At 69.0% G+C, this 16,948-nt stretch carries 14 protein-coding genes and 2 pseudogenes; 12 read left to right on the forward strand and 4 right to left on the reverse strand.

The genetic code is table 11. The features are described from left to right. Positions 1-565: 565 nt before the first annotated feature. On the forward strand, positions 566-1,318 hold the full coding sequence (locus ACFYU9_RS05760) for a hypothetical protein (RefSeq protein ID WP_389342810.1): 753 nt from the start codon (positions 566-568) through the stop codon (positions 1,316-1,318). A 150-nt stretch (positions 1,319-1,468) separates the two neighbouring features. Here ACFYU9_RS05760 and ACFYU9_RS05765 read toward each other — a convergent pair whose 3' ends face one another. After that, positions 1,469-2,518, reverse strand: coding sequence for a glutathione S-transferase family protein (locus ACFYU9_RS05765; RefSeq protein ID WP_389342812.1), 1,050 nt, complete (start codon positions 2,516-2,518; stop codon positions 1,469-1,471). Between the two features lie 183 nt (positions 2,519-2,701). On the opposite strand from ACFYU9_RS05765, the pseudogene ACFYU9_RS05770 reads away from it, so the two are divergent. From ACFYU9_RS05770 to ACFYU9_RS05795, 6 genes and pseudogenes are all read left to right on the forward strand, one after another. Continuing rightward, positions 2,702-2,882, forward strand: a pseudogene (locus ACFYU9_RS05770) (hypothetical protein); the annotation flags it as partial. Positions 2,883-3,163: 281 nt separating this feature from the next. Next, a complete protein-coding gene (locus ACFYU9_RS05775; RefSeq protein ID WP_389342815.1) occupies positions 3,164-4,765 on the forward strand; it encodes an FAD-binding oxidoreductase in 1,602 nt (533 codons plus the stop codon). 1,283 nt (positions 4,766-6,048) lie between these two features. Beyond that, the gene (locus tag ACFYU9_RS05780) at positions 6,049-6,438 is read left to right on the forward strand and encodes a hypothetical protein (RefSeq protein ID WP_389214119.1); all 390 of its coding nucleotides are present in this window, start codon (positions 6,049-6,051) and stop codon (positions 6,436-6,438) included. A gap of 201 nt (positions 6,439-6,639) precedes the next feature. Beyond that, a complete protein-coding gene (locus ACFYU9_RS05785; RefSeq protein WP_389342818.1) occupies positions 6,640-7,167 on the forward strand; it encodes an NTPase in 528 nt (175 codons plus the stop codon). 28 nt (positions 7,168-7,195) lie between these two features. Beyond that, positions 7,196-8,770, forward strand: a complete 1,575-nt coding sequence (locus tag ACFYU9_RS05790; RefSeq protein WP_389342821.1) for an FAD-dependent monooxygenase — start codon at positions 7,196-7,198, stop codon at positions 8,768-8,770. 313 nt (positions 8,771-9,083) lie between these two features. Continuing rightward, entirely contained in the window at positions 9,084-9,353 is a 270-nt protein-coding gene (locus ACFYU9_RS05795) for a hypothetical protein (protein ID WP_389342824.1), read from the forward strand. A 150-nt stretch (positions 9,354-9,503) separates the two neighbouring features. Here the strand turns inward: ACFYU9_RS05795 and ACFYU9_RS05800 are convergent, their stop codons facing one another. Next, entirely contained in the window at positions 9,504-10,538 is a 1,035-nt protein-coding gene (locus tag ACFYU9_RS05800; RefSeq protein WP_389214102.1) for a hypothetical protein, read from the reverse strand. Positions 10,539-11,223: 685 nt separating this feature from the next. On the opposite strand from ACFYU9_RS05800, the gene ACFYU9_RS05805 reads away from it, so the two are divergent. From ACFYU9_RS05805 to ACFYU9_RS05820, 4 genes and pseudogenes are all read left to right on the forward strand, one after another. After that, positions 11,224-11,736 (forward strand): (2Fe-2S)-binding protein, encoded by a 513-nt coding sequence (locus tag ACFYU9_RS05805; RefSeq protein WP_389215070.1) that lies wholly within the window; start codon positions 11,224-11,226, stop codon positions 11,734-11,736. 2 nt (positions 11,737-11,738) lie between these two features. Next, entirely contained in the window at positions 11,739-12,728 is a 990-nt protein-coding gene (locus ACFYU9_RS05810; RefSeq protein WP_389342826.1) for an FAD binding domain-containing protein, read from the forward strand. Then, positions 12,725-14,935 (forward strand): xanthine dehydrogenase family protein molybdopterin-binding subunit, encoded by a 2,211-nt coding sequence (locus ACFYU9_RS05815; protein WP_389342829.1) that lies wholly within the window; start codon positions 12,725-12,727, stop codon positions 14,933-14,935. Before ACFYU9_RS05810 ends, ACFYU9_RS05815 begins: the two co-directional genes overlap by 4 nt. Before the next feature lie 147 nt (positions 14,936-15,082). Next, a pseudogene (locus tag ACFYU9_RS05820) lies at positions 15,083-15,335 on the forward strand (ATP-binding protein); the annotation flags it as partial. A gap of 43 nt (positions 15,336-15,378) precedes the next feature. On the opposite strand, the gene ACFYU9_RS05825 reads toward ACFYU9_RS05820, so the two are convergent. Continuing rightward, a complete protein-coding gene (locus ACFYU9_RS05825) occupies positions 15,379-16,101 on the reverse strand; it encodes an SMI1/KNR4 family protein (protein ID WP_389342832.1) in 723 nt (240 codons plus the stop codon). Further along, the gene (locus ACFYU9_RS05830; RefSeq protein WP_389342835.1) at positions 16,098-16,265 is read right to left on the reverse strand and encodes a hypothetical protein; all 168 of its coding nucleotides are present in this window, start codon (positions 16,263-16,265) and stop codon (positions 16,098-16,100) included. The genes ACFYU9_RS05825 and ACFYU9_RS05830 overlap by 4 nt, the downstream gene beginning before the upstream one ends. Before the next feature lie 105 nt (positions 16,266-16,370). Between ACFYU9_RS05830 and ACFYU9_RS05835 the strand changes: the two genes are divergently transcribed. Next, complete coding sequence (locus ACFYU9_RS05835) at positions 16,371-16,826, forward strand: hypothetical protein (RefSeq protein WP_389214087.1); 456 nt, start codon at positions 16,371-16,373, stop codon at positions 16,824-16,826. Positions 16,827-16,948 lie beyond the last annotated feature (122 nt).

The following is a 16,948-nucleotide window of genomic DNA, read 5'->3' on the forward strand; positions in this document are numbered from 1 at the left end:
ATCGACGCCGCGCAGCGACTCGCCGCGGCCCTCGGTTCGCCGCACCCCGTCCGCGTGAAGGTCGACCAGAACGGCATCGGGCACGGAGTGGTGTCCATGCTCAAGCGCTGGGCCGACACCGGCCGCCACCAGGCGCCGATCGTCGGGTTCATGGTGTCCGAGTCCCGCACCCAGGACGACCCGCCGTCACGCGGCCCTACCACAAGCGCGACGAGATGTGGCTCGCCCAGGAGGCTTGCTCCAGCCCGACCCGTCCACCGGCCTCGGCCGGCTCCGCCTCCGCGTCGACCGGCAGACCGGCATCCAGCTCTGCAGTCCGTGCCTCGGCTCCAACGTCCGCCGGCTACTCCGTCGTGGAGTCGAAGAAGGCCATGAAGCAGCGCGGCATGAAGTCCCCCGATCGGGCCGACGCTGCCCTGCTCACCGTGTACGAGCCCGAGCCGATCGCCCCCGCGGCCCATTCAACGAGGCACGCCTCGCCGAGCAGTGAACGACCAGGCCGGGGACTCAGGGCCGGACGAAATTCGGATGCACACACCCGTGCGGGCACCCGTAGGATTCGCGCATGATCACGCTGTCCATCGACCCCTCCTCCCAGGCATACGCTGACGGTCAGATGATGGGGGCACTCCTCGTCACCGCTGTTGTCATGGCTGTCATCTGGTTCGCCACCAGGTCATGGCGCCGCGGCCCGGTCCCGAGGAGTGCTGTCGAGGCCGAGCGGGCTGTGCCTACTGCCCTGCGCCGGCGCAACATCGTCGTCGGGGTGCTGCTGGCCGTGGCAGTCGCGGGCGGGGTACGGGCGTTCAGCTACGAGGGGCAGCCGCCCAGCGCCGTTGCCACACCCGCTGTCCCGGAACGCACTATTGACGCCGCCTCAAACGTCGGCGCGTACCGGCTGCTCACCGGCGCGGAGGCCGCCAAGTTCGAGGAGATGACGGCCGGGAGGCACGGCTCAGGCAAGCACTGGTTCTACGAAGGTCCCGGCGAGGGACCCATCGGCGCCATTCTCCGCATCGACACGGTCGAATGGGACACGGAACTGGCCGAGGAGAAGAACTCCGACACCATGTCCCAGGAGATGCGCAACTACTTCGGCGGGGCGAAGGCAACCGACGTCACCGCATTCGAGGCGGGACCGTGGGGTGGGCAGTTGAGCTGCGGCTTCCTCACGCCGCAGGGCGGTGGTCACCCGATCGTGTGCGCATGGACCGATTCCGGCACGACCGGCAGCGTTGTGCTGATGGACGAGAAGAGCCTTCCCGCAGCGAGCAAGATCGCTTTGCAGTTCCGGACCGCCTCGGAGAAGCGAGCCTGACACCCCGCGGCTCTGTGGGCCCCGATCGGAGGCGGTTCTCGTGATTGACGCCAAGGGGGTCATGGCGCACGCAGCGCTTCATGTTTAAGCTCTGGGCAATCTCGCGGACCCGTACAGCTCCGACGCCGTCGACCGCGTCGTCGCTGCCCTTCAACGAGCGGTCCCCGCGGCCTGACCCCAGAGATTCCGGGCCGTCGGGCCGGCCAGAGGTGGCGTGGGGAGCGGCGGCACGCGCTCGGAGGGGGGCGGTGGACCGGGTGGGGTGCCGTCGCCGAACGGCCGGCCGCCGAGCGCCTCCCGCCCGTGCGGCGAGAGCCAGGTGCGGGTGTCCGGGCCCCGGGGGACGATCCCGGTCGGGTTGATGTCGTGATGGACGACGTAGTAGTGCGCCTTGATCTGCGCGAAGTCGATCGTGTCACCGAAGCCGGGCGTCTGGAACAGGTCCCGCGCGTAGGCCCACAGGGCCGGGAGTTCGGTCAGCTTCTGTCGGTTGCACTTGAAGTGGCCGTGGTAGACGGCGTCGAAGCGCACGAGGGTCGGGAAGAGGCGGACATCGGCCTCGGTTATGGTGTCGCCAACCAAATAGCGTCGGCCGCCGAGCCGCTGCTCCAGCCAGTCCAGCCGCTCCCATAGGCGGCGGTACGCCGTGTCGTACGCGTCCTGGCTTCCGGCGAAACCGCACTGATAGACGCCGTCGTTGACGTCCCGATACACCTTGTCGGCCACATCGTCGATCTCGTCGCGCCACCTCTCCGGATAGAGGTCCGGCGCGCCGTCCCGCTGATGGGCCGCCCACTGGCTGCCGAGGTCGAGCGTGATCCGCTCGAAGTCGTTGGTCACCACTTCGCCGGTGGGGACGTCGACGATCGCGGGTACGGTGATGCCGCTCGGATAGCCTGGCTCGCGCCGGAAGAACGCCTCTTGGAGCCTTTCAATGCCGAGGACCGGGTCCCGGCCACCCGGGTCCAGGTGGAAGCACCAGCTGCGCTCGTCGTGCAGGGGCCCGGCGATCCCCATCGAGAGCACGTGCTCCAGGCCCATCAGCCGCCGGACGATCGCGCTGCGGTTCGCCCAGGGACAGGCCCGGGCGATGATCAGCCGGTAGCGCCCGGGCTCCACCGGATAGCCGTCGCGCCCATCGGCCGTGATTCGGGTCGTGATGTACGTGCGGTCGCGCTCATAAGCGCCGTCACCGGTCATCGCTCCGAACCCTCCTCACAGACCTCGCTCGGGAGCGTCGAGACAGCCTGTCGGCCAGTCGGCTGCGCGCTTCTCTCTACACACCGGCGCGTACCCGCTCTAGCCCGTACTACGCCCGCCTGAGGGCGCCCGCCGCCACCCTTCCGGCGTCGGGCCGGCTCCGGCTGCCTCACCGGACAGCACTCTCCACACCTGACCACCAAGCGGTGCCGCCGGGTGGCGGCCTGGGCCGAGGCGGACAACGTGAAGAGATCGCTATACCCCGACCAACAGCTCTTGGCTGAACCGGATCGAGGCCCAGTTCAGCGCCCTGGGCTACTTCACGCTCGATGGCACCGATCATGCCATGCACGGACAGGCCGGGTTCCTCGCTATCGAACATTCTAGGTAACGCTCCGCGACGGCTTCCCGAGATCTGTACCGGTACCCGTTCTCGCGTACAGGGCGACCCGACCGCTGCTGTGTCCGGTGCTGTGTGTGTCGACGACCGGGTTCCTCGCCGGCGTGGGCGCGGGCTCGGTCTACGGGAGAGCACGGTCAGGTTGTGGGCGAACCCCCGGAGCGCACATGTCCAAAGTGCGGAACCGTCACACCGCGTTCGCGCTCTGTCTAGGCGACAGCAGATCATCGTGAACGGAGGCCGCTATGAACCGGCGCAGAGTGCTCGCAGCGGGTACTGGCTATGCGGCGGCTGTCGCCTGGACGGTGGGCTGGGGTAGTGGTCGGGTGGGGGCCGTGCCCAGCGGCGGTTCTGCCCCTGTTGCCAGCGTGCAGCGGCGCCTGGGCGCATCCGCCGCAGTCGGGAGCCATGCGGTCGCGCCCCGCGCCGCTGACTGGTCTGCGCTGGCCAGGGGCCTTGAGGGCGGTCTGATACGTCCGGGCGATGGTGACTACGCCATCGCCCGCCAGCTGTACAACACCTGCTTCGACAGTCTGCGCCCCGCCGCCGTCGCCTATGTGGCCAACACCGCGGACATCGCCGAGTGCCTCGCCTTCGCACGCCGCCACGGTACCCCGGTCGCCATCCGCAACGGCGGGCACTCCTACGCCGGTTGGTCCAGCGGCAACGGACGCCTGGTCATCGACGTCTCTGCGCTGAAGTCCATACGTAGTGCCTCCGGCAGTGCCGTCATCGGGGCCGGCGCCAAGCTCATCGACGTCTACACTCAGCTCGGCGCACGAGGCGTCACCATCCCCGGCGGATCTTGTCCCACGGTCGGCATCTCCGGCCTGACGCTCGGGGGCGGTCACGGTGTGGTCTCGCGCGCTTATGGGCTCACCTCCGACAACCTCACCGGCGCCCGCATAGTCACCGCCGATGGCAGGACCCTTGACGTGTCCAAGGACCGGGAGACCGACCTGTTCTGGGCGCTGCGTGGCGCAGGAAACGGGAATTTCGGTGTGGTCACCGAACTTCGGTTCCGCACCCACAGGGCCGCCGACGGCGTCACCGCGTACATGACCTGGCCCTGGTCCAAGGCCGCTGCCGCACTCCGCTCCTGGCAGGAGTGGGGCCCCGCCCAGCCCGACGAGATCTGGTCAGCGCTGCATCTGTCCGCCGTCGCCGGCCGGACTCCCACCGTCTCCATCAGCTGCTTCTCGCTCGGCACGTACGGCGCTCTGCAGAACGCCGTCGACCGGCTGGCGGACCGCGCCGGCGGCCCCGGCGCCGCCTCACGCATCATCATGCGGCGCCGCGGCTACCTCGACACCATGCGGATGTACGCGGGCTGCGCGACGCATTCCACCACCCAGTGCCACCTGCCCGGCACAACTCCGGGGCGGCAGCCCACCGGCGTGCTCCAGCGCGAGACGTACGCGGCGCGCTCGGACTTCTTCAACCGCTCGCTGAATTCCGCCGGCATACGGTCGCTGCTCGACCAGGTCGAACGCTACGGGCGCAGCAACAGCGGCGGTGCCGTATCCGTCGCGCTCACCGCCTTGGGCGGCGCTGTCAACCGCGTTTCCCCGCAGGCCACCGCCTTCGTACACCGGAACTCGCGCTTCCTGGCGCAGTACACCGCATCCTGGCCCGCCGGTCATTCCGCCGGGGCGGGGACGGCCTGGCTGGACGGCACGCACACCGCGATGGGCCGGTACGCCTCGGGCGCGGCGTACCAGAACTACGCGGACGCGAGTTTGAGCAACTGGCGCTCGGCGTACTACGGCTCGGCCGCTCACCGGCTGGCCGAGCTGAAGAGGCGTTACGACCCGGGCAGGATTTTCGACTTCCCGCAGGCTCTGTGAGCCGACGTGGGGCCTCGTCACGCGGCGGCGCCCCGGACCACCGGCACCGGGTCACATCCGTCGCTGCGCCGCTTCATGAGGGGGCGGCGCAACCGGCGGTCTGTAGCGATCACTTGCTGTGGTCTCCGGGGGATCGGCTCTACGCCGGCTTCGGTGACGAAGAGTCGGCTGGCGTTGGACCGTTCCCCGCGCCCGCGGGGATGGTCCCGCCGGGACGAAGGAGCCAGCGGAACCGGCGGATTGCTACCCGCTGGCGCGGGGATGGTCCCCACGGGTCGTTTCGTAGCCGTCGAGACACGCTGACCCGCACGTCCTCACTTCCCATTGCCTGCGGCCAGCGGTCATCGATGACACCCGCCGCTCCCTGCAGGCGCCACAGGCGATTTCCCGTTCCGGCACACCCGGGCAGGACCGGACAGGGACCAGGATTTCCGGTCACGTGCTGCGGCGGGATACGCCCGGAACTGGACGCTCTCACCAGGCACGTCTGCTCCTTCGCCCGGAGCCAGCAAACTCATAGCCCACGGTTCGAACGGCGGCGTGTTCGTTCTGAGTGAGTGAGCGATCGTCCTGATTGCCACCAGGCCGGCTGTCCTGGGCTACGACGGGCTGGGTCGTGTGGAAGACGGGCCACTGCCGGGGCCCCGGCCGGAGAGGCCGGGCGGACGCACAGGTAGCCGTATCGACGACGAAGCCCACCTGCACGACGCCTTGTTCTGGCGCGGGGAGTGGGTCGACCCGCTGTTGCCGGGGCAGTCGGCTGCCGAGGTGGCCAAGCCCGGCTGGCGAAGCGGCGGGCGGAGCAGAAGGCGGCCGGGATTCTTCTGAAGGGAGGGCGCAGGCGCACCGCAGTGGCGTCGTGGGTGAAGCGGGGGGTGGCGTCACCGGTGACGCTCATGTCTGTATCCCTGAGGTCGAGACCCCTGATCGAGAATCCGCTGCTCCGTCCGTCCGTCCCTCCGTACCGGTAGAGGACGCGCGTGTGAGGAACGGAAGGACGGACGGGGGTGACGCTGCCGTGGTCCAAGAGACAGGGCCAGCCGGGGAACAACTGGCGGCGGCTGACGCCGGTGCTGTCGCCCGAAGGCGCTGTTGGGCGGCCATCTCGTTGACGAGGCTGCCGTGGAGCCCGGGTGGCGCTGCGGGGGCCTGCGCCCAGGTACTGTCGCCGGGCGTTCCGCATCATGGTGAGGGTGTCCACGTCGTTCGCCATAAGACGGTCTTGGACGTCATCGTTGTCGCCTCCGCAGGCGCCCCTTGGACCACCCCATCAGGAGGAACCGGTGTCATACCCGCAGCCGCTCACCCCCGAGGAGAAGCTCGCCGACGCGAAGAAGCAATTGGGCCTCCCGCGGATCGTCGTGATCTGCGGTTCCACCCGTTTCATGACCGAGATGGCTGAGGCCGATCTGCGGGAGACCACAGCCGGAAGGATTGTCGTCAAGCCGGGTTGCGACGTGAAGTCGCCGCACGAACTTTGGTCCGATCCTGTCGAGGCCGAGGCGCTGAAGGTTCGACTCGACGATCTGCACCGGGCGAAGATCCGGCTCGCCGATGAGGTGCTCGTCGTCGGCGGCTACATCGGAGACAGCACCCGAGCCGAAATCGCCTACGCCCGGTCGCTGCGCAAGCCCGTGCGGTTCACACACCCCGAAGTCGACCCCGACGCCTGAGCGCCCCTCGGCTACGTCATCCTCGCGGCCTGGCGCGTCCTGCGCCCAGATCCGCCCGCCGCCCTGACCGCGGGCGCTGCTGAGCTCCCTTCCGGTCATGGTCGGCGCAGACCCGAAGCCCGGCGGTGCGGACACCGGCGCGCAGGGCGAAACACCCGATCAGCGGCTTTCGCCTGCCGGACGTCCGTCGAAGATGGCAGTGTGCCGACAAGGATTCTGCTCGAAGGACGTCCGGGCGTGGGCAAGACGACCTGCGTGCGACGGCTGGCGGCGCTGCTGCGCACCCGCGATGTTGCCGGCTTCACCACGGAGGAGATCCGGCAGGCCGGTGCCCGGGTCGGCTTCGCCCTGGAGACACTGGCGGGCGAGCGGGCAGTCCTCGCCCACACCGGCTTTCCGGGCCCGACCCGTGTCGGTCGGTACGGGGTCGACCTGAGCGTCATGGAACGGCTGGCGCTGCCCGCAGTCCAGCCGACGGCGGCGCCCCGGTGGCTCGTTCTCATCGACGAACTCGGCCGGATGGAGCTGGGCTGCACCCCGTTCCGGGACGCGGTCCAGGCACTGTTCGACACCTCCGTGGACGTCGTCGCCGCGGTTCACGCACGCCACGACCCGTTCACCGACGCCCTCAAACAGCGCCCCGACGTCGAGGTCATCCACCTCACCCCGGCCAACCGGGACGGGCTGCCCGAAGCCCTCGCGGCCCGGCTGGAGCACCGAGCGCCCTGACGACCCAAGGTGAGCAGGAGGAGCCGGCATGCCCGTAGCAGACACCCAGGTGGAGGTATTGATCGTAGGCGGTGGGCCGGTCGGGCTCACCGCCCGAGCACTGCTGGAACGCTGGGGCGTTCGGACATTGCTCGTCGAGAAACACCGCGAACTGTCGCCCTTCCCACGCTCCCGCCTGGTCAACGCGCGCTCGTTGGAGATCCTTCGTCAGCTCGGGCTCGCTGCCGAGATCACGGCCAACGCGTTCCCGGCGAAGTTCGGTCGCATCCGCTTCCGTGACACCCTGCACGACAGCGACTTCGCCAGCGCGGCGATGGTCGGGGTCAATGCGCCCATCCCCGAAAGCCCCATGGTCGGCGTGGTCACCTCGCAGGACCGCCTGGAACCCGTCCTGCTCGCCGCGGCAGACGCACCGATGCGGTTCGGGCTCGAGCTCATCGACCTGGCCGAAGAGGCCGACAGCGTCGTGGCCCTGCTCGTCGACCGACAGAACGGTGAACAGACCCGTGTCCGTGCCCGCTATGTTCTCGCCGCCGACGGCGCGAACTCCACCATCCGGCAGCAGCTGGGAATCGGCACCACCGGCCCCGGAGCGATGGCGGCCGTCACCACCGTCGTCTTCGACGCCGACCTCAACAGCTGGTGCGCCGACCAGCCCGCCGGGGTCTACTTCACCGCGCACGGATCATTCCTCCCGCTCTACCCCGAAGGAGGCTGGGCCTGGCTCGCTCCGACACCCGAGGACCCTGATCGCGCCGACTGGCCCGCCCTCGTCTCGCGCGCCCTCGGCCCCGGCGCCGGCGTACGAGCGCACGTGTCGCGTGTTCAGCACTGGGTGATGAACGCGTTCGTCGCCGAACGCTTCCGCCACGGCCGGATCCTGCTGGCCGGCGACGCCGCACACGCGATGCCCATCATCGGCGGACTGGGCATGAACACCGGCATCGCCGACGTGCACAACCTGTGCTGGAAACTGGCGGGCGCAATCCACGGATGGGCCGGACCACACCTGTTGGAGACCTACGAGACGGAGCGACAGCCCATCGGCCACCAGACTCTCCGCCAAGCCGTGGCCAACACCCAACTCATGCTCCAAGCACAGAGCCACCGCCGCGAGCAGCTCCGAACCAACGGAGCGGCGACGCCGACCCATCTCGAACTTCCCTGGTCGGAACGGTACTTCGCCCAACTCGGTCTTGTTCTCGGCGTCACCTACCACTCTGACGCCGTCCTCACCGACGCCAGCCGCCCAACCGAGCCGTCCGACACGGGCACGGACTATGTTCCCACCGCGATGCCAGGGCACCGCATGCCACATTTCTGGCTCACACCCAACCGCTCCACGCTGGACACCTTCGGCGAATGGTTCACACTGCTCACCCCGGACCCCAGGCACTGGGAGCAACAAGCCGCCGCGCCATGGCCGCTGCGCATCGAGCCCCTCACCCGCGAGCACACCGACCTCGGCGGCCTCCCCCCACAGGGAGCACTGCTCATCCGACCCGACGGCCACGTAGGCGCCCGGTGGCAGGACCGCCCTGCGAGCGATTCCACCCTCCGCAACGCCCTCACCACGCTCACCGCCTCGACACCCCCCTCGTAGCTCAGTCGGCGCGGTCTCCCAGCACCTCAACAAATATGCTGGGAGACCGCTGAAGGGACCGCATTGAACACGGACGTAGTCACTCTGGAGCGGCACATCGCCGCCCGCCCCAGGGCGGTGTTCTCCTTCTTCGCCGAACCCGACAAGTGGCTGGCCTGGATGGGCAAGGACGGCGAGTTCGCCTTCGAGCCCGGCGGCGCCTACCGGACCAATGTCACCGGCGACAACATCGCCGAGGGACAGTTCATCGGTCCAGCCGGGTGTGTGCCTGGTCACCGGCAAGATCAAGGGGAGCCACAACTGGAACTGGCCCATGCTGGAGTGGACCGAGGTATCCGGCCACTTCTCGATGACCGCGCCCGACGGGAGCACGAATTCGGGCACCTTCGGCCCGATGAGGGTCATCGGAAGCAAGGACTACTGCGTGTGGGGATCGACCACCCTGGCCTTCCAGCCCGGCACCTACAAGGTGTCGATGGAGGTGAACCTGCACGGACGCGACAACCGCCCCGGCAACACCCCCTGGACCTACGAAGACCACTTCGAACACGAGAACATGCAGCTGACGTTCAGCCACGGCTGAGCGGGGTGAACAGCCCGCTGATCTCGGCGTGACGTGGGAAGGACGGCGGTCTGGGGCTCGCGACGTGCATGTCCCACGGGTGGTCGTGGGAAGGTGCAGGTGTCGTGGCGCCCGGGGCGGGGACCGAGGTCCCCGCCCCGGGGCAGCGCGTCAGGCCCAGGTGTACCGGATGTGGATGAGGCCGTTGCTCTTGTCTCCGGCGACGACGTTGAGGTACGGGCCCGCGAACGCGGCGGCGATGGGCTTGACGATCGCGGCGCCCTGCTCGCAGACCACGGTGTTCCAGGCCCCGAACCGGACGCTGGGGTCAGAGGGCTGTTCCAGCACCCACAGGGTGCCGTTGTGGACCACCACGGCGACCAGCAGGCCGCCGGGACCGGGCAGCAGTACGGGCCGGATGGCCGGGTCGGTGTTGGGGCGGGCGGTCTCGTCGTAGGGAAGCTCCGCGGAGGCCGACCAGGTGCGGTTGCCGTCCTGCTGGGAGAACGACAGGACGTTGTCGGCCCCGGCGGCGTGCGCGCCGAACACCGCCATGATGGGCAAGGGCTTCGCCGGGGCGGCGGCCAGAGGACCGGTGACACCGTTGAAGGGGTTGGCGAAGCCGTCCCAGTAGCCGTTGGGACCGGTCTGCTGGATCACCCACAGCTCACCGGAGTTGTTGGTGTGGAACAGCACCTGGCGGCCGTCGGCGCTGGTGGCCACCGCGATGTCGCGGATGTCGCCGCCACCGAACTGGTCGCATCCCCAGTCCTCCAGGCCCGCGTTGTCCGACCAGATGTGCCACAGCGCGCCGTTGGTCCCGACGAAGTAGACCTCCAGCCGCCCGTCGGCGTTGCGGCCGATGACCGGGTCTCCGGTCATCAGCGCACCGCACGGGTTGACGGGCGCGTTCCATGCGCCTAACCCGTTCTTCGTCTGTGCCAGCAGCATCAGCCGGCCGTCGCCGTCGCGGTAGAACACGCCCACGCGCTGGTCGTCGTCGGCCCGCGCGGCGACCGCGCCGCCCGCGGCCGGAACGGCCTGCCGCGTGAACTGCTCGAACGGGTCCGGCTTGGTGTCCGGCTTGATCCTGGCCGCCTGGAGTTGGCCGCCCACGTTCGCGAACACGCTCATGGAGTTGTCGCCGTTCTCGATCAGCGCCACAGGCTGATCGAGAGACGCCGTGCCGAAGGGGTACGAAGCCATGCCGGTGATCTTCACGCTGCCTCACAGGTCGTTGCCACAACAGAACGGGATGCCCCACACGGCGAACTTCACGAAAATCTGCCGCCGCCGGGGCAGCGGGCGAGGGCGAGTCTGCCGTGCCCGGGAGATCCGTGCCTTCGGTTCGGCGCTTTCTCCGCATCTGAGCTGGGCGTCCGGACCCGGGCCGCGCCCCCCATGAAGCTGACGCTGCGATCGGTTTCCACCTCGCGGTGGCGCCGCGGAGGACGGAAGAGCCACCGGTGAAGACCGGTACCCAAAGGGACCGCTACGCGACCGGCTCGGGTGCGGGACCGGTCGTCGTAAGACTCCTGGGGGACATCGCGAACATGAGGCGAAGTGATCGTGACGGCTCGGCTGCCACGGCGACCGAGGGCACGCCGTCGGCGTGCCGGGTTGCATCCGGTATCGGCCGGGCAGGGCGGTGAGATCCGTCTCCAGGGCCGTACGGGTGATCACGTGCCGGCCCGTGTGGCATCAGATGCGAGCGCATTTCGGCGGCATTAGCGTGGCGCCGTGCGACAGGGGCCCCGCGGCCCAACGCCGGCGCGGCGCTGCGGTGCATTCGCGGGACACGTGAGTGGCCTCGCCGAGAACCGGTCCCTTCTGCCTTCCTCTCGCTGAAAGACGTTCCCGACGAGCTCGGAAATGAGACGCCATGAAACAAATGGAAACCGGGGAACGGTCGACGGGGAAGGAGCAGCCGGAAGGACCGCCCCAGGTCGACGTCACCCTCGACGTGAACGGCACGTCCCACCGGCTCCGTCTCGACTCCCGGGTCACCCTGCTCGACGCCCTGCGGGACCACCTGGGCCTGACCGGGGCGAAGAAGGGCTGCGACCAGGGCGCGTGCGGGGCCTGCACCGTGATGGTCGACGGCCGGCGCGTGGTGTCCTGCCTCGGGCTCGCCGCCCAGTACGAAGGGCGTGAGATCACGACCGTGGAAGCGCTGTCGGCCGACGGTGAGCCGCATCCCGTGCAGAAGGCGTTCGCCCGGCACGACGCTTTCCAGTGCGGATACTGCACGCCCGGGCAGATCATGTCCGCCATCGGCCTCATCGCCGAAGGACGCGCGAACTCGGACGAAGACATCCGCGAGTTCATGAGCGGCAACATCTGCCGGTGCGGCGCCTATCCGAACATTCGCGCGGCAATTCGCGACGTGATGGCGGAAGGCTGACCATGCACCCCTTCGCATACACCCGGGCCACCGACGCCGGCCAGGCCGTGGCCCAGGTCACCGTCGATCCCCACGCCTCGTTCCTCGCCGGCGGCACCACCCAACTGGACCTGATGAAGGACGGGGTCCTGCGCCCCGAGCGGCTCATCGACATCACCCGCCTTCCCCTCGGCGGCGTCACCCACGACGAAGCGGCGATCCGTGTCGGCGCGCTGACGACCATGGAGGAACTCGCGGCCGACACCGTCGTGCGCGAACGGCTCCCCTTCGTACGGGAAGCACTCCTCCTCGGTGCTTCGGTCCAGCTGCGCAACATGGCCACCATCGGCGGCAACCTGCTCCAGCGGGCCCGATGCCGCTACTTCCGGGACCCCACCGTCTCCGCGTGCAACAAGCGCGACCCCGGGACAGGGTGCGCCGCCATCGAGGGAATCCAGCGGATGCACGCCGTCCTCGGCACCAGCGAGCACTGCATCGCCCTGCACGCCTCCGACGTCGCCGTCCCCCTGACGGCGCTCGGCGCGGTCGTCCACGTCCAGGGCGGCCACGGCACGCGGTCGATCCCGCTGACCGAGTTCTACCTGAAGCCGGGCGACACGCCGCACGTCGAGAACGTGCTGCGCCACGGTGAGCTGATCACCTCGGTCGAGATCCCGCTCCTTCCGGGCGGCGCACGATCCCACTACCTCAAGGTCCGCGACAGGGCCTCCTACGAGTTCGCGCTGGCCTCGGCCGGCGTCGCGCTGGTGATCGAGAACGGCGTCATCCGTCAGGCACGTGTGGCGCTGGGCGGGGTCGGCACCGTTCCATGGCGTGCCCGGGAAGCGGAAGAGGTGCTGCGGGGAGCCCGCGCCGCATCGGACGTGTTCCGCGCGGCGGCGCAGGTGGCCCTGGCGGGTGCCCGGCCGCTGCCCGGAACCGCGTTCAAGGTGGAGCTGGCCAAGCGCACCCTCGTGCGCACGCTCGAGACCGTGGCAGGAGAACCGTCATGACGACTCTCGAGAACAGCAAGGCCCTCGGCGCCGGCATCGACCGCGTGGACGCCCCGCTCAAGGTCACCGGAGCGGCCCATTACCCCAACGACTTCTCCTTCCCCCACATGGCGCACGCAGCGCTGGTGGGCAGCACCGTCGCCGCCGGCCGCATCCGCGGCATCGACGTGAGCCAAGCCGCCTCCGCTCCCGGGGTTCTGAGGGTCATCACGCATCTGAACGCCCCCAAGCTCGAGCGCGGCCCGATGACCCCGGTCGGCGCCTCGCCTCCGGCGCCGCTCCAGGACGAGCGGATCCTGCACTACGGCCAGCACGTCGCGGTCGTCGTGGCCGAGACCGCGGAGCAGGCCCGGCACGCCGCACGGCTCGTCCACGTCGACTACGAGACGACCGACGCCGTGCTCGACGTGAACAACCCGCGGGCCGAGATCCTGGTCAACCCCCTGGGGCAGGACACCGAGCGCGGTGACGTCGCCGCCGGCTTCGCCCAGGCCGACGTCGTCGTCGGAGGGACCTACACCACCCCCGACAACACGAACAACCCGCTGGGGCTGTTCTCCACCGTGGCGCACTGGCAGGGTGACGCGCTCACGGTGCACGACTCCACGCAGTCGATCCACAACGTGCGTACCTCGCTCGCCGGGGTCTTCGGGGTCCCCGAGAGCGGCATCCGGGTCCTGGCCCCGTTCGTCGGGGGCGGCTTCGGCGCCGGCCTGCGCATGTGGCCGCACGTCGTCCTCGCCGTGATGGCCGCCCGCGAGACCGGCCGGCCGGTCAAGCTGGTCCTCACCCGGCCGCAGATGTTCACCTCGGTGGGGCACCGGCCCAACAGCGTCCAGCAGATCCAGGTCGGCGCCACCCGCGACGGGAAGCTGGTCGCCATTGAGCACCACGCCATCTCGTCGGTCGCGATGGAGGACGACGACGCCGAACTGGTCACCCTCTGCGCAGCTGTGTCCTATGCGTGCCCCAACGCCGTCACCCGCGATCGGCAGGCACGCCTGAACATCCCCTGCCCGGGCTCCATGCGCGCACCTGGCGAAGGCCAGGGCAACTTCGCCCTGGAGTCCGCGATCGACGAAGCCGCCCACGCCGTGGGCATGGACCCCCTCGAGTTCCGCCTGCGCAACTTCGCCGAACAGCACCCGCTGTTGGGTCTTCCCTGGTCGAGCAACGCGTTGCGGGAGTGCCTGACCGAAGGCGCCGAGCTGTTCGGCTGGTCGAAGCGCACCAGGGAACCGGGCTCCATGCGCGAGGGCCGCTGGCTCGTCGGCTACGGCATGGCCGCCGCCTCCTTCCCGTTCTACCAAAACCCGTGCCAGGCCCGCGCCACCGTAAGCGGCGACGGCTCGGCGTACGTACGCAGCGGCGCCACGGACATCGGAACCGGCACGTACACGGTCATGACCCAACTGGCGGCCGAGCGCCTGGGCCTCGACGTCAGCCGGGTGCGCTTCGACCTCGGCGACTCCGACATGCCGTACGCGCCCCAGGCCGGCGGCTCCGGACTCACCGGGGGCCTCGGTAACGCGGTCCACGACGCCTGCCGCAACCTCGTGCACGCATTCCTCGACGTGGTACGCGACGACGACGAATCCCCGCTGCGCGGAGCCGCCACCGACGACGTGAGCGCCACCGACGGCCGCATCCACCTCACCAGCGACCCGCAACAAGGCGAGCCCTACGCCGCCATCCTGGCCCGCCACGACCTGACCGAACTCAGCGCCGACGGCAAGAGCACCCCGCCCCGGGCACAGGAGCTGGGCATGGCGATCGCAGGCGCCTTCGGCGCGAAGTTCGTCGAAGTACGCATCGACCCCGATCTCGGGCTCCTGCGCGTGGCCCGCGTGGTGTCCGTCATCGACGGCGGGCGCATCCTCAACGAGAAGACCGCGACCAGCCAGATCATCGGCGGCACCGTGGGCGGCATCAGCCAGGCGATGTTCGAGGAGACGGCCACCGACGCGGGCACCGGCCGCATCGCCAATGCCACCCTCGGGGACTACCTGATGCCCGTGAACGCCGACGTCCCCGACATGCAGGTGCGCTTCGTCGGCGGCCCCGACCCGGCAACCGCCGTCGGCACCAAGGGAGTCGGGGAGATCGGCCTCGTCGGCCTGGCCGCGGCCATCGGCAACTCCGTCTTCCACGCGACCGGCCGCCGCATCCGCTCCCTGCCCATCACCATCGACCAGCTCATGAACTGACATCCGACGCCCGGTGACGCGTCAGGCCAGCGCCAACGCCGGCCCGCCTCGTCACGTCATAACCCGCAGTCGCCATCGGACCGCCTGGTCAGGGGCAGCGGGCGGGAGAAAACAACACGTGCTGGACATCGCAGAAGAGCTGTGCCGCTGGATCGACCAGGACGGCAACTTCGCCGTCGCCACCGTAGTCCCGAGCGAGAGGAGAAGAACAGCGTCGCCATCGCCTCGAACGAGTCCAACGAGTCGTTCTCCGGCTGGACCAAGTCCTTCACCGACCCCCGCCTCTGCGCGGCCACCGTCGAGGCGCCTCACCTTCGGCGGCAACATCATCGAAACCGGCACCGACTCCTACCGCCTCGCCACCACCCGGGCCCGCGCCGAACAGCAGAACTCAGGCTGACCCCCCACAAGGACAGCTCGGTCGGCAGGAGTCTGGGATGTGGTCAGCGACAGTCGTTGAGCCAGTCGCCCGGGATCAGGTCACGAACGCGGTCGATGGCTTCTCTCGTTCGACCACGGGCCAGGATGGCCGCGCCGTCGTCATCGCGCACAAGGACGTCTTGGCCCAGGAACCACCGGGTCTCCTCGCCAATGGGATACGCGGGGAACGGCAGTCGGACGAAGTTCGTCTCCAAAAGCTCGAGACTGTCCTCGTCCAGGTCGAGGAAGTCGCAGAGCTCTTCATCGGCGTGCAGGGACTCGGACAGAGCAATCTCGACGAAGCAGAGGGAGAGACGCTTCAGCCACTCCTCCCATCGCTCGGCGTTCTTGTCGGCAAGGTCGAGCCGGATGAACACCGCAGGATCGTCATCCTGGAGACTGTCGAGGAGGATGCCCCAGGATGCGGCTCCCTGGTTCTCGTGTCGGAAGACCAGGGCCTCTTTGACGTCATCGACATACAGTTCTGCCGGGGCGAGCAGCACATCGTGGTTGCTGGTGAGATCCCGCCGACGCCCGAACAGCACATACGCCTCACGCAACGCCGTCGGCAGCTGGAGACCCAGCCTCGCCTCGGCAGCGTCGAGATCGGCTTCCGTCCATCCATCACCGCTTCCCAGAGCGGCGCCGGCCCAGTGAGCGGCGAAGCCCTGGATGAAGGCCCATGCGTCACTGCGGCCTTCCACGCCTCTGGCGAGCGACGCGACAAGATCGAACCCTTGTGTCATGCCAGGACGATATCCGTCCCGCTCACCAGCCGTCTCGGAACCGGCAGCTCAGCACACCCACCGTCGCTGCACATCGCCAGAAGGTAGTTCGACCAGAAGCCCGGGCGGGCCGGCAATGACTCGCCCGCCACCAACGGGCCGACGTCGTATCCCTCGATCAGCACCCCTCGATCCTGTCACCAGCCACCGAAACGGTCCGATCCGGGATCGGCAAGGGGGCCCGCCCAGTTGCGGGAGACTCTCCTGAGGTGGGCTGCCACCATGCTCAGATGGCCCACGACATAATGATCTTCCTTGCCCCCGACGACGAGACTGCCGCTGCGACGCGCCTGCGGGGACCTGGTGAGGATCTCGAGTCAGTGACCTGCCATTTCATTGAGCCGGACACTGCCATTGCCGAATGGGACATGTACTTCGAGGAGCCTTCTGCAGAGGCCCCGCCGGTTGAGCAGATCTACGCCTGGCGGCCGTGGCCGGAGTGGGTCACTGCACCCTTGAACGATGGCGTTGAAGTATTTGCTCTGCCGCAGCGGCTGACCCGAGCACTGGCCAACGCGACCTCCGCCGAACTGGAAGAGCTTGCAAGTCGCTGGACCACCCGACTCAGGTCCGAAGACGGTGACGACATGACCGACGATGATCTACTGGCGGTTCTGCAGGGAGTTGCCCGGCTTGCAGCGTCTGCGGTGAACACGGGTGGCGACCTCTACAGCTGGAGCTTCTGACGGCCGTCCTGCGAGGGACGCTCGTTCTTGACGCCACTCCACGCCAAGAGCTCGGTCCCGGTGGCGTCGACATAGAGGGTGAAGAACCAGCACAGGTCCATGTGGCGACTGTAGAGACCGAG

The organism is Streptomyces sp. NPDC004327 (genome assembly GCF_042873935.1).
Lineage (GTDB): Bacteria > Actinomycetota > Actinomycetes > Streptomycetales > Streptomycetaceae > Streptomyces.